This is a genomic window from Erwinia sp. S43 (genome assembly GCF_016624745.1).
Lineage (GTDB): Bacteria > Pseudomonadota > Gammaproteobacteria > Enterobacterales > Enterobacteriaceae > Erwinia > Erwinia coffeiphila.
The window spans coordinates 106486-132660 of record NZ_JACVTX010000013.1; the positions used below are offsets into that span (position 1 = coordinate 106486).

At 55.7% G+C, this 26175-nt stretch carries 24 protein-coding genes; 17 read left to right on the top strand and 7 right to left on the bottom strand.

Going from position 1 to position 26175, the window contains the following annotated elements; all coding sequences use genetic code 11:
* Positions 1–359: 359 nt before the first annotated feature.
* The 5 genes from trxB to infA all read left to right on the top strand — a co-directional run bounded on the left by trxB (position 360) and on the right by infA (position 6276).
* Positions 360–1328, top strand: coding sequence for a thioredoxin-disulfide reductase (trxB, locus tag IBT47_RS16275; RefSeq protein WP_200561458.1), 969 nt, complete (start codon positions 360–362; stop codon positions 1326–1328).
* 148 nt (positions 1329–1476) lie between these two features.
* On the top strand, positions 1477–3246 hold the full coding sequence (cydD, locus tag IBT47_RS16280) for a cysteine/glutathione ABC transporter permease/ATP-binding protein CydD (RefSeq protein WP_200561460.1): 1770 nt from the start codon (positions 1477–1479) through the stop codon (positions 3244–3246).
* Entirely contained in the window at positions 3243–4973 is a 1731-nt protein-coding gene (gene cydC, locus IBT47_RS16285) for a cysteine/glutathione ABC transporter ATP-binding protein/permease CydC (RefSeq protein ID WP_200561462.1), read from the top strand. Before cydD ends, cydC begins: the two co-directional genes overlap by 4 nt.
* Positions 4974–5004: 31 nt before the next feature.
* Positions 5005–5697, top strand: a complete 693-nt coding sequence (gene aat / locus IBT47_RS16290; RefSeq protein WP_200561463.1) for a leucyl/phenylalanyl-tRNA--protein transferase — start codon at positions 5005–5007, stop codon at positions 5695–5697.
* A gap of 360 nt (positions 5698–6057) precedes the next feature.
* The gene (gene infA / locus IBT47_RS16295) at positions 6058–6276 is read left to right on the top strand and encodes a translation initiation factor IF-1 (protein ID WP_002211347.1); all 219 of its coding nucleotides are present in this window, start codon (positions 6058–6060) and stop codon (positions 6274–6276) included.
* Between the two features lie 101 nt (positions 6277–6377).
* Here the strand turns inward: infA and clpA are convergent, their stop codons facing one another.
* On the bottom strand, positions 6378–8654 hold the full coding sequence (clpA, locus tag IBT47_RS16300) for an ATP-dependent Clp protease ATP-binding subunit ClpA (RefSeq protein WP_200561465.1): 2277 nt from the start codon (positions 8652–8654) through the stop codon (positions 6378–6380).
* A gap of 28 nt (positions 8655–8682) precedes the next feature.
* Positions 8683–9003 carry an ATP-dependent Clp protease adapter ClpS gene (gene clpS, locus IBT47_RS16305; protein ID WP_105593463.1) on the bottom strand — a complete coding sequence of 107 codons (321 nt, stop codon included), beginning with the start codon at positions 9001–9003 and terminating at the stop codon, positions 8683–8685.
* Between the two features lie 322 nt (positions 9004–9325).
* On the opposite strand from clpS, the gene cspD reads away from it, so the two are divergent.
* The gene (gene cspD / locus IBT47_RS16310; protein WP_105593464.1) at positions 9326–9553 is read left to right on the top strand and encodes a cold shock-like protein CspD; all 228 of its coding nucleotides are present in this window, start codon (positions 9326–9328) and stop codon (positions 9551–9553) included.
* A gap of 137 nt (positions 9554–9690) precedes the next feature.
* Here cspD and IBT47_RS16315 read toward each other — a convergent pair whose 3' ends face one another.
* The gene (locus tag IBT47_RS16315) at positions 9691–11355 is read right to left on the bottom strand and encodes an ATP-dependent endonuclease (RefSeq protein ID WP_200561467.1); all 1665 of its coding nucleotides are present in this window, start codon (positions 11353–11355) and stop codon (positions 9691–9693) included.
* 207 nt (positions 11356–11562) lie between these two features.
* Between IBT47_RS16315 and hcp the strand changes: the two genes are divergently transcribed.
* The 4 genes from hcp (at position 11563) to ltaE (ending at position 17127) form a co-directional block, all read left to right on the top strand.
* Positions 11563–13215 carry a hydroxylamine reductase gene (gene hcp / locus IBT47_RS16320; RefSeq protein ID WP_200561469.1) on the top strand — a complete coding sequence of 551 codons (1653 nt, stop codon included), beginning with the start codon at positions 11563–11565 and terminating at the stop codon, positions 13213–13215.
* A gap of 3 nt (positions 13216–13218) precedes the next feature.
* Positions 13219–14217, top strand: a complete 999-nt coding sequence (gene hcr, locus IBT47_RS16325; RefSeq protein WP_200561471.1) for an NADH oxidoreductase — start codon at positions 13219–13221, stop codon at positions 14215–14217.
* A gap of 121 nt (positions 14218–14338) precedes the next feature.
* Positions 14339–16060: a ubiquinone-dependent pyruvate dehydrogenase gene (gene poxB / locus IBT47_RS16330; protein WP_200561473.1), complete on the top strand. Its 1722-nt coding sequence runs from the start codon at positions 14339–14341 to the stop codon at positions 16058–16060.
* 62 nt (positions 16061–16122) lie between these two features.
* On the top strand, positions 16123–17127 hold the full coding sequence (ltaE, locus tag IBT47_RS16335; protein WP_200545760.1) for a low-specificity L-threonine aldolase: 1005 nt from the start codon (positions 16123–16125) through the stop codon (positions 17125–17127).
* Positions 17128–17209: 82 nt separating this feature from the next.
* Here ltaE and IBT47_RS16340 read toward each other — a convergent pair whose 3' ends face one another.
* Positions 17210–18058, bottom strand: coding sequence for an N-acetylmuramoyl-L-alanine amidase (locus IBT47_RS16340; RefSeq protein ID WP_105593468.1), 849 nt, complete (start codon positions 18056–18058; stop codon positions 17210–17212).
* Positions 18055–18378 (bottom strand): heavy metal-binding domain-containing protein, encoded by a 324-nt coding sequence (locus IBT47_RS16345; protein ID WP_200561476.1) that lies wholly within the window; start codon positions 18376–18378, stop codon positions 18055–18057. Before IBT47_RS16345 ends, IBT47_RS16340 begins: the two co-directional genes overlap by 4 nt.
* A gap of 97 nt (positions 18379–18475) precedes the next feature.
* Between IBT47_RS16345 and IBT47_RS16350 the strand changes: the two genes are divergently transcribed.
* From IBT47_RS16350 to artJ (IBT47_RS16375), 6 genes are all read left to right on the top strand, one after another.
* Positions 18476–19015, top strand: a complete 540-nt coding sequence (locus IBT47_RS16350) for a lipoprotein (protein WP_105593559.1) — start codon at positions 18476–18478, stop codon at positions 19013–19015.
* A 215-nt stretch (positions 19016–19230) separates the two neighbouring features.
* Positions 19231–19959 (top strand): arginine ABC transporter ATP-binding protein ArtP, encoded by a 729-nt coding sequence (gene artP / locus IBT47_RS16355; protein ID WP_105593470.1) that lies wholly within the window; start codon positions 19231–19233, stop codon positions 19957–19959.
* A 14-nt stretch (positions 19960–19973) separates the two neighbouring features.
* Complete coding sequence (artJ, locus tag IBT47_RS16360) at positions 19974–20705, top strand: arginine ABC transporter substrate-binding protein (protein ID WP_200561478.1); 732 nt, start codon at positions 19974–19976, stop codon at positions 20703–20705.
* Positions 20706–20708: 3 nt separating this feature from the next.
* Positions 20709–21425 carry an arginine ABC transporter permease ArtQ gene (artQ, locus tag IBT47_RS16365; RefSeq protein ID WP_105593472.1) on the top strand — a complete coding sequence of 239 codons (717 nt, stop codon included), beginning with the start codon at positions 20709–20711 and terminating at the stop codon, positions 21423–21425.
* Positions 21425–22093: an arginine ABC transporter permease ArtM gene (gene artM / locus IBT47_RS16370; protein WP_200545755.1), complete on the top strand. Its 669-nt coding sequence runs from the start codon at positions 21425–21427 to the stop codon at positions 22091–22093. Before artQ ends, artM begins: the two co-directional genes overlap by 1 nt.
* Positions 22094–22124: 31 nt before the next feature.
* Positions 22125–22856, top strand: a complete 732-nt coding sequence (artJ, locus tag IBT47_RS16375; RefSeq protein ID WP_105593474.1) for an arginine ABC transporter substrate-binding protein — start codon at positions 22125–22127, stop codon at positions 22854–22856.
* A 36-nt stretch (positions 22857–22892) separates the two neighbouring features.
* On the opposite strand, the gene rlmC is transcribed toward artJ (IBT47_RS16375), so the two are convergent.
* Together rlmC and IBT47_RS16385 are read right to left on the bottom strand one after the other, a co-directional pair.
* A complete protein-coding gene (rlmC, locus tag IBT47_RS16380; protein ID WP_200561480.1) occupies positions 22893–24023 on the bottom strand; it encodes a 23S rRNA (uracil(747)-C(5))-methyltransferase RlmC in 1131 nt (376 codons plus the stop codon).
* Positions 24024–24111: 88 nt separating this feature from the next.
* The gene (locus tag IBT47_RS16385) at positions 24112–24585 is read right to left on the bottom strand and encodes a YbjO family protein (RefSeq protein ID WP_105593476.1); all 474 of its coding nucleotides are present in this window, start codon (positions 24583–24585) and stop codon (positions 24112–24114) included.
* 328 nt (positions 24586–24913) lie between these two features.
* Between IBT47_RS16385 and IBT47_RS16390 the strand changes: the two genes are divergently transcribed.
* A complete protein-coding gene (locus tag IBT47_RS16390) occupies positions 24914–26017 on the top strand; it encodes an amidohydrolase (protein ID WP_200561482.1) in 1104 nt (367 codons plus the stop codon).
* The last annotated feature ends 158 nt before the right edge of the window (positions 26018–26175 follow it).

Below are 26175 nucleotides of genomic sequence, written 5' to 3' on the forward strand. Positions count from 1 at the left end.
TGAGTTTATTTGACGATGAACACAAAACAGGCAAAAACGCCGCTGCGCTCTCTTAAATATTCTCCGCTTCCAATAATGTTTTCGCAAAACAGCAGCCGATTGTCAAAGTAAAACAATCAAAACCAGTACAACATTCCAGATAAGAGGCTGGCTCTCTGTTTTTCAATGACAATTTTTCTCCCTTTGTGCCATGACAAGATAACAACCGCTGAATTTTCACCCAGATTTCCCTCTTCAGATAAGGATGATTGGTTTAGCCTTTTTCATTAATCGTTAACAAAATCGCAGAATGCTTTTTTTGCCCCGCTAAATTCCCTACAATCCGCAATCATGCTCGTCAGTTAATTAATGAGGATCTCATGGGTACGGCTAAACACAGTAAGTTACTGATTCTTGGTTCGGGTCCGGCTGGTTACACTGCCGCCGTTTATGCGGCCAGGGCCAACCTGAATCCGGTGCTGATTACCGGTCTGGAAAAAGGCGGTCAGCTCACTACTACGACCGACGTTGAAAACTGGCCGGGAGACGCTAACGAGCTGACCGGCCCGCTGCTGATGGAACGCATGCACGAACATGCGGTGAAATTTAACACCGAGATCATTTTCGACCATATCCACAGCGTTGATCTGCAGAATCGTCCGTTCCGTCTTACCGGTGATGAAGGCGAATACACCGCTGACGCATTGATTATCGCTACCGGTGCCTCCGCGCGTTATCTGGGCCTGCCTTCTGAAGATGAGTTTAAGGGCCGTGGCGTTTCTGCCTGCGCAACCTGCGACGGCTTTTTCTATCGCAATCAGAAAGTCGCCGTTATCGGCGGCGGTAATACCGCCGTTGAAGAAGCGCTTTACCTGGCAAACATCGCCGCTGAGGTACATCTGATCCACCGTCGTGACAGCTTCCGCGCGGAAAAGATCCTGATTGACCGGCTGATGGAAAAAGTGAAGAACGGCAACATTGTGCTGCACACCGACCGCACGCTGGATGAAGTGCTCGGCGATCAGATGGGCGTCAGCTCCCTGCGCCTGCGTTCAACTCATGATGAAACGCAAACCGAAACTCTGGAAGTGGCGGGCCTGTTTGTTGCTATCGGCCACAGCCCGAACACCGGCATTTTCAACGGTCAGCTTGAGCTGGAAAACGGCTATATCAAAGTACAGTCCGGTATCCACGGTAACGCCACGCAAACCAGCATTCCCGGCGTATTCGCTGCCGGTGACGTGATGGACCATATTTATCGTCAGGCGATTACTTCTGCGGGCACCGGCTGTATGGCTGCGCTTGATGCAGAGCGTTATCTGGACGGTTTGGTTAAAAATAATCAGTAAGTTGTTAAAACTCTGAGCTTATCTTGCTTAAGGCGACGAGCAATTGTCGCCTTTTTACCCTCCGCATTGTAACATTGCCGCGCTTGACACCGATCTTCCTGGGGGCTTCCGCCTCACTACTGTTTACGTCAGGGCAACTCGGCAAAACATGAATAAAACTCGACAACAACAACTCACCCGCTGGCTGAAAAGTCAGAGCGTTCACGGCCATCGCTGGCTGCGGCTCTCATCCCTGCTCGGTACGCTGAGCGCGCTGCTTATACTGGCTCAGGCATGGTTCCTGGCCTCGCTGCTGCAGGCGCTGATCATCGATCACCTCCCTCGCGAAACGCAGCGGGTTGATTTTATCCTGTTACTGGCCTGTTTCGCTGCACGCGCACTGCTGGCATGGCTGCGGGAAAAGGCGGGTTTTAAAGCCGGACAGGGGATCCGTCTGGCACTGCGCAAGCGCGTACTGGATCGACTGACCGAACTGGGTCCGGCGTGGATTCAGGGCAAACCAGCCGGAAGCTGGGCCACCCTGCTGCTGGAACAGATTGAAGAGATGCAGGATTACTACGCACGCTATCTGCCACAGATGATGCTGGCCGGTGTGATCCCCTGCATGGTGCTCATCCTGCTGTTCCCGGTTAACTGGGCAGCATCGCTTATCCTGCTGGCGACGGCTCCTCTCATTCCGTTGTTTATGGCGATGGTCGGGATGGGCGCGGCAGATGCAAACCGCCGTAATTTCCTCGCGCTGGGCCGCCTGAGCGGTCAGTTTCTCGATCGCCTGCGCGGGCTGGAAACGCTGCGTTTGTTTAATCGCGCCAAAGCTGAAACCGAAACAATTCGAGATGCCTCCGAGCAGTTCCGCCAGCGCACGATGGAAGTATTGCGCATGGCCTTTCTTTCCTCGGCAGTGCTGGAATTCTTTGCTTCTATTTCTATCGCGCTGATCGCCGTCTATTTCGGCTTCTCCTACCTCGGCGTGTTCGACTTCGGCCACTACAGCGGCCCGGTCACGCTGTTTGCAGGCTTCCTGGTGCTGATTCTGGCTCCGGAATTTTACCAGCCGCTGCGCGATCTGGGCGCTTTCTATCACGCCAAAGCCCAGGCTGTCGGCGGTGCCGATGCACTACAAACCTTCCTGGAAGAGAGTGAAGATGCTGCCATTAAGCGCGGGGAACTGAAACCAGACCTCAGCGCCGGATTTAGCCTGATTGCGCGCGATATGACCGTGACCACCACCGATGGCACGGTGCTGGCCGGCCCGCTGAACTTCGAATTGCAACCGGGACAGCGGATCGCGGTCGTGGGGCAAAGCGGAGCGGGTAAAACCTCGCTGATGAATGCCCTTCTCGGTTATCTGCCCTATACGGGTTCGCTGTTGGTGAACGATACGGAGCTACGCGATATCGATCAGGGCCACTGGCAGGCGCAGCTGGCCTGGGTCGGGCAAAACCCTCATCTCCCGGCGAACACGCTGCGTGAAAATATTCAGCTGAGCGGCAACCACGACGAAACGCGCTTACAGCAGGTTCTGGAGCTGGCCGGTGTTAATGAATTTCTCCCCCGGCTTCCTGCGGGTCTGGACAGTGAGACGGGCGATCAAGCCGCGCGCCTGTCTGTAGGGCAGGCGCAGCGCGTTGCCGTTGCGCGTGCGCTGATGAAACCCTGCCGTCTGATGCTGCTGGATGAACCCGATGCCAGTCTGGATGCGCAAAGCGAGCAGCATGTGAATCATGCACTGTTGCAGGCTTCTCATGACCAGAGCACCCTGCTGATCACCCACCAGTTGGACCGCCTGGCGCAGTGGGACGAAATCTGGCTGATGCGCAACGGTACTCTTGTGCAACAGGGAGACTGGGCAATGCTGGCTGATACCCCGGGACCGTTTGCTGAACTACTGGCACAGCGAGGAGGATCGTTGGAATGAAAACTCTGCTGCCCTTTCTGAAGCTTTATCGTCGCCACATCTGGCGGCTGTTGTTTGGCATGCTGCTGGCCGCAGTCACGCTGTTAGCCAGCATCGGCTTACTGACGTTGTCAGGCTGGTTCCTTGCGGCAACCTCGCTGGCGGGCGTAGCGGGTATCTACAGCTTTAACTACATGTTACCGGCGGCGGGCGTGCGGGGTGCCGCCATTAGCCGTACCGTTGCACGTTACGTCGAGCGCCTGGTTAGCCACGACGGCACCTTCCGCGTACTGCAACATCTTCGGGTGTTTACCTTCAGCAAACTGCTACCGCTCTCCCCTGCCGGTATTGCCCGCTTCCGTCAGGGTGAGTTGCTTAACCGTCTGGTCGCCGATGTGGATACTCTGGACCACCTTTACCTGCGGGTCATTTCGCCGCTGGTCGGCGCGCTGGTGGTGGTTGCCGTGGTAACAGTTGGTCTGAGCTGGCTCGACGTCGGCCTGGCGCTGACACTCGCCGCACTGATGCTGTTAACCCTGCTGCTGCTTCCCCCGGTATTTTATCGTGCCGGATTGCCCGTTGGGCAAGACCTCACCCGTTTACGCGGGCAGTATCGCAGCGGCCTCACACGCTGGTTACATGGGCAGGCCGAGCTGAGACTGTATGGTGCCGCCGCTCAGTTCCGCAACGCGCTGGACGGTACGGAACAACAGTGGCTGAATGTGCAGCTTCGCCAGGCCAGTCTGACCGGGCTGTCGCAGGCGCTGGTGATGCTGATGGGAGGCATTGCCGTCACCCTGATGCTGTGGCTGAGTGCCGCAGGCATCGGCGGCGATCCTCATCCCGGCGCGTATATTGCACTGTTTGTATTCTGTGCGCTGGCCGCTTTTGAAGCACTGGGGCCGGTGGGCACCGCTTTCCAGCATCTGGGGCATGTTATTGCCTCAGCACAGCGGGTAACGCAAATCATCGAGCAAGAACCGGCGGTAACCTTTACGGCAACGTCACCGCAGAACGCAGGCGGCGCAGCGGTAACGCTGCGTGACGTCAGTTTCCGCTATGCCAGTAGCGATCCGCTGGCGCTGGACAGCGTTTCTCTGGATATTGCATCCGGTGAGCACATCGCACTGCTGGGCCGAACCGGCTGCGGAAAATCCACGCTGCTGCAGCTGTTAACCCGCGCATGGGACCCGCAACAGGGTGAGATCGTGCTGAATGGTATCCCACTCACTAACTGGAGTGAGGCCGACTTGCGGAGCCGCACCAGCGTGGTGACTCAGCGCGTTCATCTGTTTACCAGTACGCTGCGCGACAACCTGCTGCTTGCTGCACCGAATGCCAGCGATGAAGAACTCAGCACCGCTCTGCATCAGGTCGGGCTGGATAAGCTCCTGGATAATGAACAGGGGCTAAATGCATGGCTGGGTGAAGGCGGTCGCCAGCTGTCAGGCGGTGAGCTGCGGCGTCTTGGTCTTGCCCGGGCGCTGCTGCACAACGGTGACCTTCTGCTCCTGGATGAACCGACCGAGGGGCTGGATGCCGAGACCGAGCAGCAAATACTGTCACTGCTACGTAAAGTGTCGAAGGGTAAAACCCTGATCATGGTAACGCATCGCCTGCGTGGCCTGGCAAACTTTGATCGGATCTGCGTGATGGATAGCGGCAGGATCATCGAACAGGGCGATCATCAGAAATTAGTGGCGGATCGTGGCCGCTACTGGACATTTTTACAACGCTTTGCGCTATAGTCTTTAGCTCAGAAAACCTGCGGATATCACGATGCGTTTGATCCAGCTATCACGCGATTCGTTAAACTTCCCGCCGCCAGAAATGGCGCTGCGGGAACCTAACGGACTGTTGGCAATGGGGGGCGATCTCAGCTCCGCCCGCCTGCTTAATGCCTACCATCACGGTATTTTCCCCTGGTTTTCCCCGGGCGATCCGATTCTTTGGTGGTCACCTGACCCGCGTGCTGTACTGCTCCCGGGGGAATTTCACCTCAGCCGCAGTATGAAGCGTTTTCATCATAAATCCCCCTACACCGTTACGCTTAATCAGCGATTTTCCGACGTTGTAGCAGGCTGTGCAGCCGAACGTGATGAAGGCACCTGGATTACCCCGGAGGTCAGGCAGGCCTGGCAATTATTACATTCTCAGGGCTATGCACACTCGGTTGAAGTCTGGTTCGGGGACGAGCTGGTCGGCGGTATGTACGGCCTGGCGCTGGGGCAGATTTTTTGCGGTGAATCGATGTTCAGCCGCAGCGAGAATGCGTCTAAAACGGCTCTGCTGATATTCAGCCGCTGGTTTCAGCAGCAGGGTGGGCAATTAATTGACTGCCAGATACTTAATCCTCATACCGCTTCGCTGGGTGCCAGGGAAATATCCCGCGCCAGCTATTTGCAATACGTAGAAAATTACGCCAGGCAGGCACTTTTACCCGACTGCTGGCGGCCAAAGCGGCTTTTTTAGACCCTGACGCTGATGTTTTCCAGCACCCGGCGAATAAAAGTGATATAATCCCCGGCGTTTGGTATGTCGTCCGCTTTTCACCGGTACAAGATGGTGATGCGGAATCCCAGGCTGGGAATCTCAACGCACCTGTCAGAACTGTTTTTCATCGTGCGACAAAGCTGATTTAAACAGATTCTTAGCCCGCTGTTCCCCCACGCAGACGCTATTCAATACGACTTATTCGTAACTTTTCTGTGCTTAAATGGCATGAGAGGAGTTGATGTGGGTGATGAAATCATCTGCAATTCTTTACTTAATACGTGAAATTCGGCATTATCTTGCCGGTTCAAAACTAAGGTAGTCCACCTAGAGGATTCGATGGCCAAAGAAGACAATATTGAAATGCAGGGTACCGTACTTGATACGTTACCTAACACCATGTTCCGCGTTGAATTGGAAAACGGTCACGTGGTTACCGCTCATATCTCCGGTAAAATGCGCAAAAACTATATCCGCATCCTGACGGGTGACAAAGTCACTGTAGAGCTGACCCCGTACGACCTGAGCAAAGGCCGCATTGTCTTCCGTAGTCGCTGATTAGCCCCATTCCGTTGCTGCCCGCAGAATTCTGCCTGGCAGCAACCATTAAAAAGGCCGGATAATTATCCGGCCTTTATTTTATCTACTGAACTGAACCGTTAGTGTACGGTCCCTTCCGCTTTACGCTTCTCAGCGCTGAGGAAGTGATAGGTCAGCTGATTCTTCTCTTTGTCCAGTCCAACGGATACCGAACCGCCGTCAACCAGCGAGCCGAACAGCAACTCGTTCGCCAGCGGTTTTTTCAGGTTCTCCTGAACGGCACGGGCCATCGGACGGGCACCCATCGCTTTGTCATAGCCTTTATCCGCCAGCCATTCCCTTGCATCATCGCTGACTTCCAGCGATACGCCTTTCGGGTCCAGCTGTGCCTGCAGCTCAACGATAAACTTATCGACAACCTGATGGATCACCACGCGATCCAGGTGTTTGAACCAGATAATGTTATCGAGACGGTTACGGAACTCCGGCGTAAAGATCTTTTTGATCTCTTCCATCGCATCAGTGCTGTTATCCTGCTGGATCAGGCCGATCGATTTACGTTCGGTTTCCCGCACCCCGGCGTTGGTGGTCATCACCAGCACGACGTTACGGAAGTCCGCCTTACGGCCGTTGTTATCGGTCAGCATGCCGTTGTCCATCACCTGCAACAGCAGGTTAAAGACATCCGGGTGGGCCTTCTCGATTTCATCCAGCAGCACCACAGCGTGCGGATGCTTAATCACCGCATCGGTCAGCAGGCCACCCTGATCGAAGCCAACGTAGCCCGGAGGCGCACCGATCAGACGGCTGACGGTGTGGCGTTCCATATACTCGGACATATCAAAGCGCAACAGTTCAATGCCCAGCGCACGGGCCAGCTGAACCGTAACTTCGGTTTTACCGACACCGGTTGGCCCGGCAAACAGGAATGAACCTACCGGCTTGCGATCCTGACCCAGACCCGCGCGGCTCATCTTGATCGCCTCGGTCAACGCTTCGATAGCGTTATCCTGACCGAACACCAGCATTTTCAGGCGGTCGCCGAGCGTTTTCAGCGTATCGCGATCGCTGGCAGAAACGCTTTTTTCCGGAATGCGTGCAATGCGTGCCACAACACTTTCGATATCCGCCACGTTAACGGTTTTCTTGCGTTTGCTGGCTGGCATCAGACGTGCACGCGCACCGGCTTCATCAATCACGTCAATCGCCTTATCAGGCAGATGACGATCGTTGATGTACTTCACCGCCAGCTCCACGGCTGCACGCACGGCTTTCGCCGTATAGCGAACATCGTGGTGCGCTTCATACTTCGGCTTCAGCCCGTTAAGGATCTGCACCGTTTCTTCAACCGTAGGCTCAGTGATATCAATTTTCTGGAAGCGACGCGCCAGCGCACGATCCTTCTCAAAGATATTGCTGAATTCCTGATAGGTGGTTGAGCCCATCACCCGAATCTTGCCGCTTGAAAGCAGCGGTTTGATCAGATTAGCCGCATCAGCCTGGCCACCGGAAGCCGCACCTGCACCAATGATGGTGTGGATCTCATCGATAAACAGAATACTGCTGGTGTCCTGCTCAAGCTGCTTCAGCAACGCTTTAAAACGCTTCTCGAAATCGCCACGGTATTTAGTACCCGCCAGCAGTGAACCGATATCCAGCGAATAGATGGTGCACTCTTTCATGACTTCCGGCACATCACCCTGCACGATACGCCATGCCAGACCTTCGGCAATCGCGGTTTTACCTACACCGGACTCACCCACCAGCAGCGGGTTATTTTTCCGGCGACGGCACAGTACCTGGATGGCGCGCTCCAGCTCTTTATCGCGGCCGATCAGGGGATCGATGCCCCCGACACGGGCAAGCTGGTTAAGGTTGGTGGTGAAGTTTTCCATACGTTCCTCCCCGCCTGCTTGCTCTTCGTTAACCGGATTTTCTGCGCTGGATGACGGGCCTGGCTCATCTTTACGCGTGCCGTGAGAAATAAAGTTCACCACATCAAGGCGGCTGACTTCATGTTTGCGCAGCAGATAAGCTGCCTGCGACTCCTGCTCGCTAAAAATAGCGACCAGTACGTTTGCGCCAGCCACTTCACTACGGCCTGATGACTGGACATGGAATACTGCACGCTGCAGTACGCGCTGGAAGCTGAGCGTAGGTTGTGTATCACGCTCTTCTTCGCTGACCGGCAGAACCGGGGTGGTTTGTTCGATAAACGCTTCAAGCTCCTGACGGAGCGCCACGATATCGACACTGCAGGCTTCCAGTGCCTCTCTGGCCGACGGGTTACTGAGCAACGCCAGTAACAAATGCTCGACGGTCATAAACTCATGTCGGTGCTCGCGCGCTCTGGCGAAAGCCATATTTAAACTGAGTTCCAGTTCTTGATTGAGCATAGGCACCTCCCCCAATAGATCGCCTTATTCAGGCTTTTTCCAGCGTACATAGCAACGGATGCTCGTTTTCCCTGGCATACTTGTTCACGTGTGCCACTTTGGTTTCTGCAACTTCGGCGGTAAATACGCCACAGATCGCCTTCCCCTGGTAATGCACCGTAAGCATCAGTTGCGTTGCACGTTCAACATCATAAGAAAAGAACTTTTGCAGTACGTCAATAACAAATTCCATAGGCGTATAGTCATCGTTGTGCAGAATGACCTTATACATGGAGGGCGGCTTAAGTTCCTCGCGAACTTTGTCATCCGCAAGCTGTTCAAAATTAAGCCAGTCGTTAGTCTTTCCCATACATATCCAGTGTGATCAACATTACTTACTTCTGCCAGATTAACATCATTCAGGTTATGTTTTACATGACCAAAATGTTGTGCAATATCGTTGATATTGTGAACAAAAGGTAACATTCGCGACCTTCATCACAAAATTCGCAATAGCGTTAACTACCTCAAATTTTGATGATTTTGTCCCTGAGTGCACCGCTCGTTTGCTTGACCGGCCCTGCTAATTCTCTACAGTACTCAAACAGGCTGAATGTGTTTTAAACAGCCATCGGGCGCATTGCCTGATATTTCCCCACCAATTTTGAATGTCTTGCGAGGGATGTAGAAGCATGGAGACGGGTACTGTTAAATGGTTTAATAACGCCAAAGGCTTCGGTTTCATCTGCCCGGTAGGGGGTGGCGACGATATCTTCGCGCACTACTCAACGATTCAGATGGATGGATACAGAACGCTGAAAGCCGGGCAACAAGTCCAGTTTGATGTGCATCAGGGGCCAAAAGGCAATCATGCCAGCCTGATCGTCCCTGTGGAAACGGCAGTCGCGGTAAGCGCCTGACCTTTCTAACTCATTCTGTACAACCCTGCGACAAAATGCCAGCCAGCGATGCTGGCATTTTTATGCGATAACTGCACAACGGTATTAATATTGGGCTGAATAGTCGCTTTTCAACCCGCCACCGCGCCCGTTTTCCTTCAGTCCGCCTTCCCTCTTGCCAGCCACTGCACGCGGGCAAACATTTTACGCAACAGCGGCGGAATCGCCTCAGTGCCGCGAACGGCAGCCTCTTCCGCCACCGCAATTGCCAGGTCAGGCTTTGACGAATGGGAGATGGCTTTGACGATAACCCGCCGCAGGTTCATCGGCACGCCCTCGGGTAAACGCGCTACACGATGATATACCGCCGAGAATCCCTGCCTGTACAGGAAATGCTCCATATCCAGTGCGGGTAATTGCGTCAGATAGTTCGCTTCATGTTCTTCTGCTGATATCTGACTGCGCGCCGTGGCGGCATATTTTTTCCCGGCTTCGTCGCCATCGGTCAGCACGTGCCACTCAATGCCCATGCGTCGGGCAAATTTCAGCAGCGGTTTCAGCCCCGACTGTGCAAACTCGATGACTTTGATCCCTTCAGCGGCAAAATGATAATTGCACTGCCGCGCCAGCTCATTCATCACCCAGACTTCCGTTTCGCCCTCCACCAGCAGCCAGCAGCGGGCAAACAGCGCCGAGGGCCGGTTCAGGCGAATATGGAAGGCAATACGCCGTGCGTCTTCACTGCTCAGTCCGCTCTCACCCAGTCGCCAGGCGGCAACCCGCCCGCTGTCGCGCACCAGACGGCAAACATGTTCAACCGGCACCTGCGCCAGCAGCTCACCGGAGTTGGTCGTGGCAATCTGCTGCAGCGGCAGCACCGCAAGCAGCTCCTGTGCTACCGCCAGCATAATAGGATGAAGCCGCGTTTCAGGATCTTCCAGCAGCAGCAGCGGCCGCGCCTGCGGTGCAAGCTGCTGAACGCCGCGAACCTGCACCAGCTGTGCAAACATCTGTAGCAGGATCAGCCGCCGGCTGCGGCTGTCGGCGGCCACAATCATCTGATTGATTTCGGCCAGATGCCGCCAGCCAAGCCGGGAAGCACGATGATGATGAGGTGCCCGCTTTTGCGGCACATCATCCACGGACTGCTGCCAGGAGAAATAGTGCTCCAGCAGCTGTTGCAGCGTGCCCAGCCCCTGCTGGAGCGCGCTGTCAGTAAGATTTTGCGGTCGGGAAACCACGTCGCGCGTCAGATCGCTTATCTGGCTGACCAGCTCACCAAACTGCCGCTCTCCTGCCTCGGCAATCGCTTCACGCGGCAGACGTCGGCTAAAGCGCGCATCCCGTAACCTCAGTACCGGATGCAGCTGTATCAGCAATTTCACCCGCTCATTGCAGGCGCTGCCTTCCAGCAGCGGCAGCCCTTCACTATCGATAAACTGGCGTCGCGTCGTCACACGATCGTTGGCCTGTAAACGCCCTTCAAAGCGTAATCTGATCCGCTGAAGACGATCGTCTCCTTTACGCCACAACGACGAATAACGCTGATAGCGATCGGACTGCACATCGCCCTGCTCCTCGCGCCAGGTAAAGGTTGCATACAGACGTTGCTCGCGGCTTTGTTGCTCCCCTGGCGGATAATAGAAATCATGCGGGGTAAACTGATACAGCTCCTGCTGCGGCGCTAACAGCAGCGACAGTACATCCAGCAGGCTGGATTTACCCCAGGCATTCTCACCAATCAGTACATTGTGCTGTTCCAGCGGCAGCACCAGTCGACTCAGGCCACGAAAGCCCATGACGTCAATTTGTTCCAGAATCATATCCGCCTCAACTCGTCCGTTTTAATGAGAATGGTCGGCGGACAGCGTCAGGTCAAGGCTCGTAATGCAGATTACTATTATTTCCATTTGCGCATGAATTTGAGCCAGATCAAGTCGATACCTGATTAACCCGGCTGGAGCTTGCAATCATCGGCTGCACGATCTTTTATAAGGTGCATTTAAAATACATCTTATAAGGATGAGATCATGTTTTGTATTCAATGTGAGCAAACAATGCGTACGCCAGCCGGTGACGGCTGCGCCTATGCACAGGGCATGTGTGGTAAAACGGCGGAAACGTCCGATCTGCAGGATCTGCTGGTCGCCGTACTGCAGGGCCTGTCGGCGTGGGCGCTGGAAGCACGTAGTCTGGGCATCATCGATCACCAGGTCGACAGCTTTTCACCCCGCGCCTTCTTCTCCACGCTGACCAACGTCAACTTTGATTCCCATCGTATTATCGATTACGCCTTCGAAGCGATTCGCCTGCGTGAGGATTTGCGCCAGCGCTGCGAGCTGGTGGCCGGAAACGCGGCACCGCATCATCCGCTGGCAAATCTGCGGCTGGAAAGCCACGACGTCAGCGTTCTGCAACAGCAGGCGGCGAAGTTTGCCCTGCGGGATGCGAACACCCACCCCGATGTCCTCGGCTTACGCCTGCTGAATCTGTACGGTCTGAAAGGCGCAGCGGCCTATATGGAGCATGCTCACGTACACGGTCGTTTCGACAATGACGTCTACGCCCATTATCACCAGATCATGGCCTGGCTCGGCACCCAGCCGAACGACAGCGCGAAACTGGTCGACTGCGCGATGCAAATCGGCAAGATGAACTTCACCATTATGGGCATGCTGGATGAAGCACAAACCAGCGTTTACGGCGACCCGCAGCCTACGACGGTGAACGTCCGCCCGGTTGCCGGTAAAGCAATTTTGATTTCCGGCCACGATTTGAAAGACCTCCAGCTGCTGCTGGAACAAACCGCAGGCAAGGGCATCAACATCTATACCCACGGCGAGATGCTGCCCGCTCACGGCTACCCGGAACTGAAAAAACACCCGCATCTGGTCGGAAACTACGGCAGCGGCTGGCAAAATCAGCAGACCGAGTTTGCCCGTTTCCCCGGCCCGGTCATCATGACTTCCAACTGCATCATCGATCCCTCCGTTGGCGACTACCAACAGCGCATCTGGACCCGCAGCATCGTTGGCTGGCCGGGCGTGAACCACATTACAGGTGATGATTTCACTGCCGTTATCCATCAGGCGCTGTCGATGGCCGGATTCCCTTACAGTGAAATTCCCCATGAGATCACCGTCGGATTTGGCCGAAAAGTGTTACAGGATGCGTGCGACAGCGTTATAGACCTGGTCAGCCGTAAAAAACTGCGTCACGTCTTTGTGATTGGCGGCTGTGACGGCAGCCGCGACCAGCGCAGCTATTACACCGAACTGGCGCTGGCAGCCCCGAAAGACGCGCTGATTATGACGCTCGGCTGCGGCAAGTATCGCTTTAACAAGCTCGACTTCGGCACCATCGAAGGGCTACCCCGCCTGCTGGACGTCGGCCAGTGCAACGACAGCTACTCGGCAATTATGCTGGCGGTGAAGCTGGCCGAAAAACTTAACTGCGGGGTGAACGATCTGCCGCTGTCGCTGATGCTCTCCTGGTTTGAGCAGAAGGCCATCGTGGTGCTGCTGACGCTGCTGGCGCTGGGGGTTAAGAATGTGCGCACCGGCCCAACCGTTCCGGCATTCCTGACAGAAAACCTGCTGACCATCCTCAACGAACAGTTTGGCCTGATGCCGGTCAACACTGCCGAACAGGATATGGCTATCGCGCTGGGCGAAGAGGTATAAATCATGGACATGCATCCCCTGTGTCAGTGGCGGATGCAGGTTCATCACCTGCATCAGGAAACGCCAGATGTCTGGACCATCGCGCTGATTAACCACGATTTTTATCGCTGGCAGGCAGGACAGTATGCACTGGTCAGCATTGCGGGCAGCGATGAACTCCGCGCCTATACCCTCTCCTCGACGCCCGGACAAAGCGCGCTGATTACGCTGACCGTACGCCATATTGCCGAGGGCAAAGGCTCAGGCTGGCTGACGCAGCAGCTGAAACCGGGCGATCACCTCTGGCTGTCCGATCCGCAGGGCGAATTCAGCTGTGAAAAGTATCCGGCCGCAAACTATCTGTTTCTGGCCGCGGGCTGCGGCATCACGCCGGTGATGTCAATGTGCCGCTGGCTGCGGCAGCATCGGCCGGAATGCAGCGTGCGGTTGATTTACAGTGTGCGTTCCGCCAGCGATGTGATCTTTGCCGGTGAACTGGCCGCCATGCAGCCCTGGCTGAAACTGACCGTAGTAGCGGAAAATCAGCCCGCAGCGAACATGCTGGCAGGTCGCCTGGACCGCGATCGCCTTGCCGCAATCGCACCGGATATTGCTGACGCCACGGTGATGATCTGCGGACCTCAGCCCTATATGGATCTGATGGAGAGCGATGCCGCCGCGCTGGGTGCCAGGCAAATACTGACAGAACGGTTTACACCCGTTGCCGCTACTGAGCATGTTGAACCAGCCTCCGAAGCAGGCGCTACTCTGACCATCAGCGGCCCGCCGCTCGCTGCTGCGGCACCGTTCCCCGCTGGCTGGTCACTGCTGGCCGCCATGGAAGCCCATCATCTGCCGGTCACCGCCGTATGCCGGGCGGGCGTTTGCGGCTGCTGTAAAACGCGCGTTGCCAGCGGTAACTACACAACCAGCAGCACGCTGACGCTCAGCGATGCCGAGATCGCCCAGGGTTACGTGCTGGCGTGCAGTTGCCAGCCAAACAGCGATATTGTTATTGGCTAACTCACCGCGTGTGAAACAGCTTGTTGCACACGCTTTCCCGATCCTGTTCGTCTTCAACTATGCTTTTGCCAGGAATTAATCACGGTATTTTAATTCGATCGTGCTGAACGAGGAGGAAAGCATGAAGCAAACTGTTGCGGCACTGGTCGCAAAAACCCTTGAAAGTGCAGGAGTAAAGCGCATCTGGGGCGTGACCGGTGACTCGCTTAATGGACTGAGCGACAGCCTTAATAAGATGGGAACCATTCGCTGGATGCCCACCCGCCATGAAGAGGTCGCGGCTTTTGCTGCCGGGGCAGAAGCGCATCTTACCGGTGAACTGGCGGTCTGTGCCGGTTCCTGCGGGCCGGGTAACCTGCATCTGATCAATGGCCTGTTTGACTGTCATCGCAACCATGTTCCGGTGCTGGCCATTGCCGCACATATCCCCTCAAGCGAAATCGGCAGCAACTATTTCCAGGAAACCCATCCGCAGGAGCTGTTCCGCGAATGCAGCCACTACTGCGAGCTGGTCTCCAATCCCGAACAGCTGCCGCAGGTACTCGGTATTGCAATGCGTAAAGCGATACTCAACCGGGGCGTCTCGGTGGTGGTTCTGCCGGGTGACGTCGCCCTTCAGCCCGCTCCGGAGGGTGCCAGCGGTGACTGGTACCCGCCGCAGCAGCCGCTGGTGCGCCCTACGGCCGGGCAGCTCTCCGCGCTGGCTGAAAAACTTAACGCCGCCAGCAATATTACCCTGCTGTGCGGCAGCGGCTGCGCCGGAGCCCATGCCGAGGTGGTGAAACTGGCCGAAACCCTGAAAGCGCCGGTTGTTCACGCCCTGCGCGGTAAAGAACACATTGAGTATGACAACCCCTATGATGTCGGTATGACCGGACTGATCGGTTTTTCATCGGGATATCACGCGATGATGAATGCCGATACGCTGGTGGTGCTCGGCAGCCAGTTCCCCTATCGCGCGTTTTATCCGCCTGAAGCACAGATTATTCAGATTGATATCAATCCAGGCAGCCTTGGCAGCCACAGCCATGTGAATATGGCGCTGGTGGGCGATATCAAAGCCACGCTGAGCGAGCTTCTGCCGCAGCTCAGCGTAAAAAGCGAGCGACGGTTCCTGGACAAAGCCCTGGAGCACTATGCGAGGACCCGCAAAGATCTCGACGATCTGGCCACCGCCAACGATAAACAGGCGATCCACCCGCAGTATCTGGCGCAGCAGGTCAGTCGGTTCGCCGCTGACGATGCCATATTCAGCTGTGACGTCGGTACGCCAACCGTGTGGGCTGCCCGCTATCTGAAAATGAATGGCAAGCGTCGCCTGCTGGGATCGTTCAGCCACGGTTCCATGGCTAACGCCATGCCGCAGGCGCTGGGCGCGCAGGCCATCGATCCACAGCGGCAGGTTATCGCTCTGTGCGGCGACGGCGGATTCAGCATGCTGATGGGCGATTTTCTTTCGCTGGCCCAGCTCAAACTGCCGGTGAAAATCGTGGTGTTTAATAACAGCGTGCTGGGCTTTGTGGCGATGGAAATGAAAGCCGGAGGCTATATGACCGACGGCACCGAACTGCATAATCCTAACTTTGCGGCAATCGCCGAAGCCTGCGGCGTTAAAGGAATTCGTGTGGAGCGAGCCTCCGACCTTGATGATGCACTGCAACAGGCATTTGCACACGATGGCCCGGCCCTTGTGGATGTGGTGACCGCCAAAGAAGAACTGGCAATGCCGCCGGAGATTAAAATGGAACAGGCCAAAGGATTCAGCCTGTACATGCTGCGGGCGATTATCAACGGCCGTGGCGATGAAGTGGTCGAACTGGCAAAAACTAACTGGCTGAGGTAAAAAAGGATTGTCTTTTTTTCGGGCGCTGCGGCGCCCGTTTTCATGAGTAGAGGAGAGCAAATGTGATCGATCTGCGTAGTGATACCGTAACACGCCCGAGCCAGGCAATGCTGGCAGCAATGATGACCGCTGAAACCGGTGATGATGTCTATGGTGATGACCCGACGGTAAATCTGCTGGAGGCGGAAGCCGCAGCGCTCAGCGGCAAAGAGGCGGCGCTGTTTCTGCCCACCGGCACTCAGGCAAATCTGGTGGCGTTGCTCTGCCATTGCCAGCGCGGCGAAGAATACATCGTCGGCCAGCTGGCCCATAACTACAAATATGAAGCGGGTGGAGCTGCAGTGCTTGGCAGCATCCAGCCACAGCCGATTTTAGCCGCCGGTGACGGCACGCTGCCGCTGGATGTGGTCGCACAGTTTATTAAACCAGACGACCTGCATTTCGCCATCACCCGCCTGCTAAGCCTGGAGAATACCCATAACGGCAAAGTGCTGCCGCTGAGCTATCTGCAACAGGCGTGGGAATTCACCCGCCAGCGCGGGCTGGCACTGCATATTGACGGTGCACGCATCTTTAATGCTGCGGTGGCGTTGAACGTGCCGCTGGAAGAAATCAGCCGCTACTGCGACACCTTAACCATCTGCCTGTCTAAAGGGCTGGGTGCGCCGGTCGGTTCCCTGCTGTGCGGCAGTGCGGAATTTATCCAGCGCGCACGCCGCTGGCGGAAAATGACCGGCGGCGGCCTGCGCCAGGCGGGTATCCTCGCCGCAGCCGGGCGCTATGCGCTGCAAAACAACGTTGAACGCCTGCGGGAAGATCATGATAACGCGGCCTGGCTGGCCGGTGCGCTGCGTGAAATCGGCGTGGACGTTACCCGTCACGACACCAATATGCTGTTCCTGCGCCTGCCGGAAGATCAGATTGCCGCGCTGGGGCCGTGGATGCGCGAGCGCGGCATTCTGCTCAGCCCGGGGGCTGTAACACGGCTGGTGACCCATCTGGATGTCAATCGCGATGCGCTGCAAACCCTCGTCAAAGCATGGCAGGCATTTTTGGCACAATATTGATTAACCCCAGGCCAGGCGATATTGCTGCCGGTATGAGGGACGCTGAACGGGCCAGTACAAGCCCGTCCAGTATCCGGCCGTATTAACCCGAACCCGTCCCATATTTTTCAATCAGCGCCGAAGCAATAGCTTCCGTTTCCGCATCGGCAAAGCCGCGATAGTCGCTCTGGCGAAAGTGCATCTGGAACGCCGCGATCAGCACCTGCTGCTGGTACGGTGTCATCTGCGGAGTGACCTCATAACCGTAGCTTGCCAGCAGGCCAAGCAGCTTACTTTTATCTACCCGCTGGGCGGGTGAGCGGTTGCCGAGATAAAACGCGACCCGGTCAGCATCGGGCCAGGCGCCAACACCCTGCTCCGCCAGCCACTGCCAGGGAAACATCGGGCCGGGGTCCTGCTTACGCATCGGCGCAATATCGCTGTGCGCCACCACATCCTGCGGACGAATGCCGTAGCGCTGCACAATATCGCGAGCCAGCGGCAGCAGTGCAGCCATTTGTGAAGGGGGAAACGGAGCAAAAACCATCTCTTTCCCCACCCGTCGCCAGCCGGGGTTTTCCAGTTCAATACCAATCGAGGTGTCATTAAGCCGCGTGGCTCCCTGCCAGTAGCTGATTCCCGCATGCCACGCCAGCATCGATTCCGGCACCAGCCGCCAGACCAGTGGTTGCCCATCATATTTCGGGGGGGATGCTGGCAGCAGATAGTGCGCACTCACCGAGTGGTTAGTCAGCGTATTGAGTGAAGGGGAAAAATCACCTGCGGTATAGTGGATAACCAGCACTTTAATACGCGGACGTGCGCCCCAGGCCTCCTGGCGGGTATCCACCGTATATCCCTTCTGTTCATGCAGCCCCTGCGGCGTAACAGAGGTCAGCAAATAGATTGCCAGCAGTACCAGCAGTGGGCGAATAAAGGACAGCGGGGTCATGGGCGGCTCAGCTTCACCGCGGTGCCGCTAATCAGAATCATCAGCATATTGTCCTTACCGACGCTCTCATAACCAATATGGACGCCAACCACGGCATCAGCCCCCATTGCTTTTGCCTGTTTTTCCAGGTCTTCAAAAGCAATTTTACGTCCTTTAGCCAGCTCTTTCTCAAAAGAGCCCACTCGACCACCCACGATGTCGCGTATTCCCGCAAAAAAATCACGGAAGATGTTCACGCCCAGGATCACCTCTGAGGTAACAACGCCACAATAGTCAGCGATCGGGCTCCCTTCCAGCGTTGGGGTAGTGGAAAATTTCATGTATCTCTCCTTGTAACAATTACAACGCTCTTACTGTGAAGAAGAGCAAATGCCGTCGGTGGTAAAAGCATTCAAGCAGAACAATAAGGAAATCAAGATGAAATACCAAGTCTTTGCTGCTGTTATTCCACTGACTATACTACTCAGCGCCTGTACCACTGTCGAACCCGCTTATAAGGATATCGGTTCACGTGATGCTCCCTGTATTAGCGGCGGGCCGGACCAGGTCGCCCAGCAGTTCTACGATATGCGCCTAGAGCAACCTTCCTTCGGCGTTCCCGATAAGCAACAGCTGGCTAAATATCGTCCCTGGCTCAGCGGGCCGCTTTATGATGATTTACTGAAAGCCAGCCGAGAGAAATCGCCTAAAACTCCACTGCGGGGAGACTTGTTCAGCAGCCGCTCTGCGGGAGCAACCAGCGCCAGCGTGAACGACTCATCCACTATCCCCAATACCGATGCGCGTAATATTGCCCTGCGGGTGAATCTCAGCCATACCGGAAAGCCGGAAGTTCTATGGCAGGATGAAATCCTGATGGCGCGGGAAGGCACCTGCTGGACCGTGGACGACATACGCTACCTCGGCCCCGTTCCCCATATTACCGGTGGTTCACTGCGCCAGCGGTTCGAAGAGTGACCAATCCTTCCGTGCCGTCAGACCCGGCGGCACGATCTCACTCACACATTTGCATAACAACAGCAAAGCTTTTCATGTTAAACAGCAACATTGCCCTATCTTGTGCTACGCTTTAATCACCTCGCCAACAATTATAAATTTTAACGCACGATGATTGCATAACTATTCTGTCGACGTTAAGATTTGCGGCATCAATTGCTATTCACTTTTTGCGCATGAGTATTCAACTAAACGGTATTAACTGCTATTACGGTGCCCACCAGGCGCTATTTGACATACAGCTGGCGTGCCCGCAGGGCGAAACGCTGGTTCTGCTGGGGCCAAGCGGTGCCGGGAAAAGCTCACTTCTGCGCGTGCTGAATCTGCTCGAAATGCCGCGTTCCGGAACGCTTGATATCGCCGGTAATCACTTCAACTTCAGCAAGCCACCAACTGAAAGTGCCATTCGTGAACTACGGCAGAACGTCGGTATGGTCTTCCAGCAGTATAATCTCTGGCCGCATCTGACCGTCACGCAGAATCTGATTGAAGCGCCTTGCCGCGTGCTGGGGCTGAGTAAAGAACAGGCCCATGAACGGGCCAGTAAACTGCTCGATCGCCTGCGCCTGACACCCTTTGCCGATCGCTTTCCACTGCATCTTTCCGGTGGTCAACAGCAGCGCGTGGCCATTGCTCGCGCGCTGATGATGGAGCCGGCGGTATTGCTGTTCGATGAACCAACCGCAGCACTGGACCCGGAAATTACCGCACAGATTGTCAGCATTATTCGCGAACTGGCGGAAACCAATATCACTCAGGTTATCGTCACCCACGAGGTGGAAGTCGCGCGTAAAACCGCCAGCCGCGTGGTGTACATGGAAAATGGGTACATCGTCGAACAGGGCGATGCCAGCCGCTTTACACAGCCGCAAACCGAGGCGTTTGCAAATTACCTTTCGCACTAACGCAGGACATAATGATGAAAAAAGTTGTACTTGCCGCACTTTTAGCCACCATCAGCCTGGGAGCAAGCGCTGCCCAGACCATTCGTTTTGCGACAGAAGCGTCCTACCCTCCGTTTGAGTTTGTTGACGCCGACAACAAGATCCAGGGATTTGATGTCGATCTGGCTAACGCACTGTGCCGTGAAATCGGTGCAGAATGTACCTTCAGCAACCAGGCTTTTGACAGCCTGATCCCCAGCCTGAAATTCCGTCGCTTTGATGCGGTAATGGCCGGTATGGACATCACGCCAGAGCGTGAAAAGCAGGTCCTGTTTACCAACCCTTACTACGACAACTCCGCGCTGTTCGTGGTGCAGAAAGGTAAAGTTGCCAGCATCGACGCCCTGAAAGGCAAACGCGTTGGCGTGCAGAACGGCACCACGCACCAGAAATACCTCAGCGAAAAACAGGCTGATATTCAACTGGTCCCTTACGACAGCTATCAAAACGCCATCCTCGATCTGAAAAATGGCCGCATCGACGCGGTATTTGGTGATACCGCGGTGGTTAACGAGTGGCTGAAACAGAACCCGAACCTGGCCGCGCTGGGTGAGAAAGTGACCGATAAGTCTTACTTCGGTACCGGCCTGGGCATCGCCGTTCGTCAGGGCAATACCGAGCTGCAGGGCAAATTCAATGCGGCGCTGGACAAGGTGAAAGCCGACGGCACCTATAAAACTATCTACAGCAAGTGGTTTCAGCAGTAATTAATGAGCGAATTTTATTCTCTTGCCAGCGCCGCCGGGATGACCGTCGGCCTTGCCGTTTGCGCTTTGGTGGTCGGGTTGGCTCTCGCGATGGTTTTCGCCGTGTGGGAATCCGCGCGCTGGCGGCCGCTGGCGTTTCTGGGCACGCTGCTGGTTACCCTGTTTCGCGGGCTGCCGGAAATTCTTGTGGTGCTGTTTATCTACTTTGGCGCCTCGCAGCTGCTGCTGACGCTCTCGGATGGCTTCACCCTGAATCTCGGCGTGGTGCAGATCCCGATTCAGGTCACCATTGAAAACTTTGACGTCAGCCCGTTCCTGTGCGGCGTGATTGCGCTGGCTATCCTCTACTCTGCCTATGCTTCACAAACCCTGCGCGGCGCGCTGAAAGCGGTGCCTGCTGGCCAGTGGGAATCCGGCCAGGCGCTGGGAATGAAAAAAGCGGCGATATTCTTCCGGTTAATCATGCCGCAAATGTGGCGACACGCCCTGCCCGGTTTAGGCAACCAGTGGCTGGTGCTGCTCAAGGATACCGCACTGGTTTCACTGATTAGCGTGAACGATATTATGCTGCAGACCAAAAGCATTGCCACCCGTACCCAGGAGCCGTTTACCTGGTACGTTATTGCGGCGGCGATTTATCTGCTAATCACCCTGTTCAGTCAGCAGGTGCTGAAGCGTATTGAACTGCGCACGACGCGCTTTGAGCGCGGAGATTCCTGATGCTGAGTTACTTCCCCGAACTGCTTAAAGGGCTGCAAACCAGCCTGACGCTTACCGTGGCATCGCTGCTGCTGGCACTCCTGCTGGCGCTGATCTTCACGGTGATTCTGGCATTGAAGGTGCCGGTTCTCAGCCTGATTACCCGTGGCTATATCACACTGTTTACCGGTACGCCGCTGCTGGTGCAAATATTCCTGATTTACTACGGCCCGGGCCAGTTTCCTTCCATACAAAATATTCCCTGGCTATGGCATTTACTGTCACAGCCGTGGCTGTGTGCCCTGCTGGCGCTGTCGTTAAACAGTGCCGCCTACACCACGCTGCTGTTCCACGGTGCCGTGCGGGCAATCCCTGCCGGGCAGTGGCAATCTTGTGCGGCTCTGGGCATGAACCGCAAGGATACGCTGCGCATTTTGCTGCCGTATGCCTTTAAGCGCGCCCTCTCCTCTTATTCGAACGAGGTGGTGCTGGTGTTTAAGAGTACCTCGCTGGCTTACACCATTACGCTGATGGAAGTGATGGGCCACGGGCAGCTGCTGTACGGCCGAACCTATGACGTGACGGTGTTTGCCGCCGCCGGGGTAATTTATCTCATCGTCAATGGCTTGCTAACCTTGCTGATGCGGCTGATTGAACGCCGGGCATTAGCCTTTGAGCAGCGCAGCTGAGCGAACGATTTCTAAAAAAGGAACTGATAACATGAAAAAAATTATTCTGGCCACGGTTCTGGCCAGCATGACCTTTGGGGCTGTAGCCGCAGATAAAATTCGTTTTGCTTCCTCTGCTACCTATCCACCGTTTGAATCGCTGGACAGTGAGAATCAGATTGTTGGATTTGATATCGATCTGGCCAAAGCGCTGTGCGAAGAAATGAAAGCAGAATGTACCTTCACCAATAACCCGTTTGACAGCCTGGTTCCGGCCCTGAAGTTTCGCCGTTACGACGCCGTGATTTCCGGCATGGATATCACCCCGGAGCGCAGTCAGCAGGTCAGCTTCACCAAGCCTTACTACGCTAACTCCGCGATTCTGATTGCGCCAAAGGGTAAATTTACCGACCTTTCGCAGCTGAAAGGCAAACGCGTTGGTATGGAAAACGGCACCACGCATCAGAAGTATCTACAGGAGCAGCATCCTGAGATTACCGCCGTGGCCTATGACAGCTATCAGAACGCTATTCTGGACCTGAAAAATAACCGTCTGGACGGTATTTTCGGCGACAGCGCAGTGGTCAATCAGTGGCTGAAAACCAGTCCGAATCTTGGCACCGTGGGCAAGCACGTTACCGACAGCAGCTATTTTGGTACGGGCTTAGGGATTGCCGTGCGTAAGGATAACGCGGAGCTGCTGGCAAAACTGAATACCGCGCTGGATACGCTGCGCGCGAACGGCACGATTGAGAAAATTAATCAGCGCTGGTTCCCGGAGTAATGCGCAAACGGCAGGCGAATATCTCGCCTGCCCGCTTTATGCTTTCCGCTGTAACAGCGTCAGCACTTCGTAGTGCGCCGTATGCGGGAACATATCAAACAGCTGCACCTGCACAATACGATAGTCACTTAGCCGGGCAAGATCCGTTGCCATCGTCACCGCATTACAGCTGGAATAAAGTATCCACGGCGGTGCCATTCGGGTGAGATAGTCGCACAGCTCCGCACCGATACCGCGTCGTGGCGGATTCACCAGTACCAGCTCCGGCACGCTGCCCTCTCCGGTGGCAAATGCCGTTGAGTCCAGCGCCGCAAAATTCACCCGCGTTAACCCCATCAGTTCGGCGGAACGTTTCGCGCAAGCAATCGCTTCTTTACTGATCTCAATGCCGGTCAGCTGCATGTCCGGCGTGGCGCAGTGCAGGCCAAAGCCCCCGACGCCGCAGAACAGATCCCACATGCTGTTAACGCCTAATTCCGCCACCCAGCGGCGCGCGGTGGCATACAGCGATGCCGCCACTTCCGGGTTGGTCTGGAAAAAGCTCTGCGGCCGTATCCACAGCGGCACGTCATTGAGCTGCTCGGCCAGAGCCTGATTATCGGTAAGCGGGATCTCTTCATCCCCTTCGAGAATCGCCATCGGCACCGGCTGGATATTGGCGGAAATCGCCGCCAGCTGCGGTAACGTGCGCTGTAGTTCCGGCAGTGCGGCCTTAAGCTGCGCCAGCTTAGTGGTGGAGCGCAGCACAAAGCGCAGCATCAGCTCACCGCTGTAGCGGCTTTCCGTCAGTAGAATAAACTTCAGCTCGCCGCGACGGCGCGCAACGTTATAGGGCGTCAGCCCGGCGCGGGCAATAAACGGGCGCAGCGCGGCAAACACATCGGTAAAGCTGTCGGGATAAAGCGGGCAGTCACAGAGATCGACCGGCGTACCGTCGCGATGCAGCATACCGAGCAGCGGGCGCTCAACGCTGCCGCTGACCACCATTTTCGCCTTGTTACGGAATTTTTCCGGCGGAGAAATCACCGGCTCCAGCCAGTTTGCCACCGGCAGAGAAGCCATCAGCTGCTGCAGATGAGCCTGTTTTTGCGAAAGTTGCTGGGTGTACGGCGTTTCCAGCCACTGGCAGGATCGGCAACGACCGGCGTCGTAGAGCGCGCAATGCATGTTAAAGCCTGTTGATTGGGAGTGCGAAATGCAGGGCGACAGTATATACCCAAATTCGCGCCGGGTGCAGTCTCAGACGAAATGCGGCTCAGCGATAATAGTGTCGGCTGCTCACCGGCACAAACACTAACAGCAACACCAGCATATCCGGGAGTTTTTGGGCGATAAGCGAGCTGATAATACGGACGTTATCTTCGCCGCTGATGCTGAAAATCTCCGGATAGATCCCGGTTAGCGTTGCGACCATCATATACAGCAGCACAACCACCTGAGTGGCAAGGAACGTCCAGCGCCCCCAGTTCCGCCCACGGATCATGGCAATCGCGCAGCGCAGCTCAAGGAAGAAGATCAGCTGGCTGGCAATAAAAATTAAAGTGGAATCCCAGGATTGTGCGCTGCGGTGAATAAAGTTCATCACCTCTTCATAGCCCAGTTCATTGGCCAGAAGCAGCACGCTAAGCACACGGGTCGCGATCACCGCGCTGCCAGCAATCAGCACCGGTACAGGGATAGCCATCCGATCGCCGGACAATGTACCACCACCTCTGAACACCTCTGACATATCCCACTCCTGCCCTGTGCTAAATATCGTCAATCCGTCCTGCTACTGTCTGGTTATTAATCTGCAACACGCATTCAGACAGATTAATTCTACTATTTTTAGCCTATACGCGCCAATAATTCCACTCCACGAAATAAAATTATTTTCGGTCATTAATTATCCCAAAATAAAACCAGACAAAACGTATATTTCTGCATCTGAATATATTTTAATCTCTCAGGAAAACGCCGTACCCGTTGGCTGAGGATGGCCAGATGCATGATTACCGCACGGTAATCGCCCACTGGTAAGCGTATTACTTTAATTATTTCTGAATGGAGTGGAAAACGTGTCAAGGGTTCTGGAGCACTATAACTACCTGCATGAAATCCCGGAGCTGGGATTCCAGGAATTTAAAACGTCGGCCTATATCAGCCAGCAGTTAAAAAACGCGGGCTTTGTCGTACAGGATAATTTCAATGGGACTACCGGTATTGTGGCGATCCTTGACAGCGGTATTCCAGGCCCGACTCTGGCGCTGCGGGCGGATATGGATGCACTGGGGCACATTATTGACGGAGTACACTGCGCGCGGCACACCTGCGGTCACGATGGCCACTCTTCCGTCGTGCTGAGCGCCGCCGAGGAGCTGATCGCCGGGCATGAAGTGAAACGCGGTCGGCTGAAGCTGATTTTCCAACCGGCGGAAGAGCTGGGGGCCGGTGCGCTGGCGATGATCGCCGGAGGCGCAATTGACGATGTGGATATGATTTTAGGCTTCCATGTGCGCCCGGCCCAGGAATGCGCCGTGGGTACAGCCATTCCGGCGGTACACTATTCGGCATGCGTCACACTGGAAGCCATTATTTATGGACAGGCGGCACACGGTGCACGGCCGCATCTGGGAGTCAACGCGCTGGATGCCGCCGTCAGCGCGGTACAGGCGGTGAATGCGGTACATCTGGCCCCGGACAGTGGCTGGAGTGTAAAAGCCACTCGCTTTATCTGCGATGCCGGCGTAACCAATTCCATCCCGGATGAAGCCCGAGTGGTGTTCGATCTGCGTACAGCCAAAAATGAAGATATGGTTGAGCTACAGGCGCGCGTTCAGCGGGCCGTTGAGCACAGCGTTGCGGCGTACGGTGCCAAAGCCAATGTGACAGTGGTGAAAAGCATGCCTGCGGCAGTGATTGATGACGAGATGACCGCACTGATAGCGCAGGCGATTGTTGATGTACAGGGTGAAGCTGCGCTGATGCCGGTACGTTCAACGCCAGGCAGCGAAGATTTCTTCCAGTATCCGGTACAGCGCCCGGAAGTGAAGGCAGGTTTCTGGGGGCTGGGCACGGGTCTGCTGCCGGGGCTGCATCATCCCGATATGCATTTCGATCTGGCTTCGCTACCGGTCGGGGTGAAAATATTTAAAGCCTGCGTTCGAAGGGTGCTGGGGTAACGGCTGCCAGGCCTTTGCGAGAGCTGCCGAATTCCGCAGCACGGTAGCGAAAACCACGGCCAGGAGAGAACAGCACGGATGCGGCCATCAGGTCGGGGGGGGGGGGGGGGGCCCCCCCCCCCGGGGGGGGGGGCCGGGGGGGGGGGGGGGGGGCGGGA

Excerpts from the sequence above, each read along its gene's own strand:
- cydD (WP_200561460.1), top strand. The coding sequence starts at position 1,477 with ATGAATAAAACTCGACAACAACAACTCACCCGCTGGCTGAAAAGTCAG.
- aat (WP_200561463.1), top strand. The coding sequence starts at position 5,005 with ATGCGTTTGATCCAGCTATCACGCGATTCGTTAAACTTCCCGCCGCCA.
- artJ (WP_200561478.1), top strand. The coding sequence starts at position 19,974 with ATGAAAAAAGTTGTACTTGCCGCACTTTTAGCCACCATCAGCCTGGGA.
- IBT47_RS16350 (WP_105593559.1), top strand. The coding sequence starts at position 18,476 with ATGAAATACCAAGTCTTTGCTGCTGTTATTCCACTGACTATACTACTC.
- IBT47_RS16385 (WP_105593476.1), bottom strand. The coding sequence starts at position 24,585 with ATGTCAGAGGTGTTCAGAGGTGGTGGTACATTGTCCGGCGATCGGATG.
- artQ (WP_105593472.1), top strand. The coding sequence starts at position 20,709 with ATGAGCGAATTTTATTCTCTTGCCAGCGCCGCCGGGATGACCGTCGGC.
- clpA (WP_200561465.1), bottom strand. The coding sequence starts at position 8,654 with ATGCTCAATCAAGAACTGGAACTCAGTTTAAATATGGCTTTCGCCAGA.
- IBT47_RS16315 (WP_200561467.1), bottom strand. The coding sequence starts at position 11,355 with ATGATTCTGGAACAAATTGACGTCATGGGCTTTCGTGGCCTGAGTCGA.
- artJ (WP_105593474.1), top strand. The coding sequence starts at position 22,125 with ATGAAAAAAATTATTCTGGCCACGGTTCTGGCCAGCATGACCTTTGGG.
- poxB (WP_200561473.1), top strand. The coding sequence starts at position 14,339 with ATGAAGCAAACTGTTGCGGCACTGGTCGCAAAAACCCTTGAAAGTGCA.
- hcp (WP_200561469.1), top strand. The coding sequence starts at position 11,563 with ATGTTTTGTATTCAATGTGAGCAAACAATGCGTACGCCAGCCGGTGAC.
- artP (WP_105593470.1), top strand. The coding sequence starts at position 19,231 with ATGAGTATTCAACTAAACGGTATTAACTGCTATTACGGTGCCCACCAG.
- artM (WP_200545755.1), top strand. The coding sequence starts at position 21,425 with ATGCTGAGTTACTTCCCCGAACTGCTTAAAGGGCTGCAAACCAGCCTG.
- rlmC (WP_200561480.1), bottom strand. The coding sequence starts at position 24,023 with ATGCATTGCGCGCTCTACGACGCCGGTCGTTGCCGATCCTGCCAGTGG.
- IBT47_RS16340 (WP_105593468.1), bottom strand. The coding sequence starts at position 18,058 with ATGACCCCGCTGTCCTTTATTCGCCCACTGCTGGTACTGCTGGCAATC.
- IBT47_RS16345 (WP_200561476.1), bottom strand. The coding sequence starts at position 18,378 with ATGAAATTTTCCACTACCCCAACGCTGGAAGGGAGCCCGATCGCTGAC.
- clpS (WP_105593463.1), bottom strand. The coding sequence starts at position 9,003 with ATGGGAAAGACTAACGACTGGCTTAATTTTGAACAGCTTGCGGATGAC.
- infA (WP_002211347.1), top strand. The coding sequence starts at position 6,058 with ATGGCCAAAGAAGACAATATTGAAATGCAGGGTACCGTACTTGATACG.
- hcr (WP_200561471.1), top strand. The coding sequence starts at position 13,219 with ATGGACATGCATCCCCTGTGTCAGTGGCGGATGCAGGTTCATCACCTG.
- trxB (WP_200561458.1), top strand. The coding sequence starts at position 360 with ATGGGTACGGCTAAACACAGTAAGTTACTGATTCTTGGTTCGGGTCCG.
- cydC (WP_200561462.1), top strand. The coding sequence starts at position 3,243 with ATGAAAACTCTGCTGCCCTTTCTGAAGCTTTATCGTCGCCACATCTGG.
- cspD (WP_105593464.1), top strand. The coding sequence starts at position 9,326 with ATGGAGACGGGTACTGTTAAATGGTTTAATAACGCCAAAGGCTTCGGT.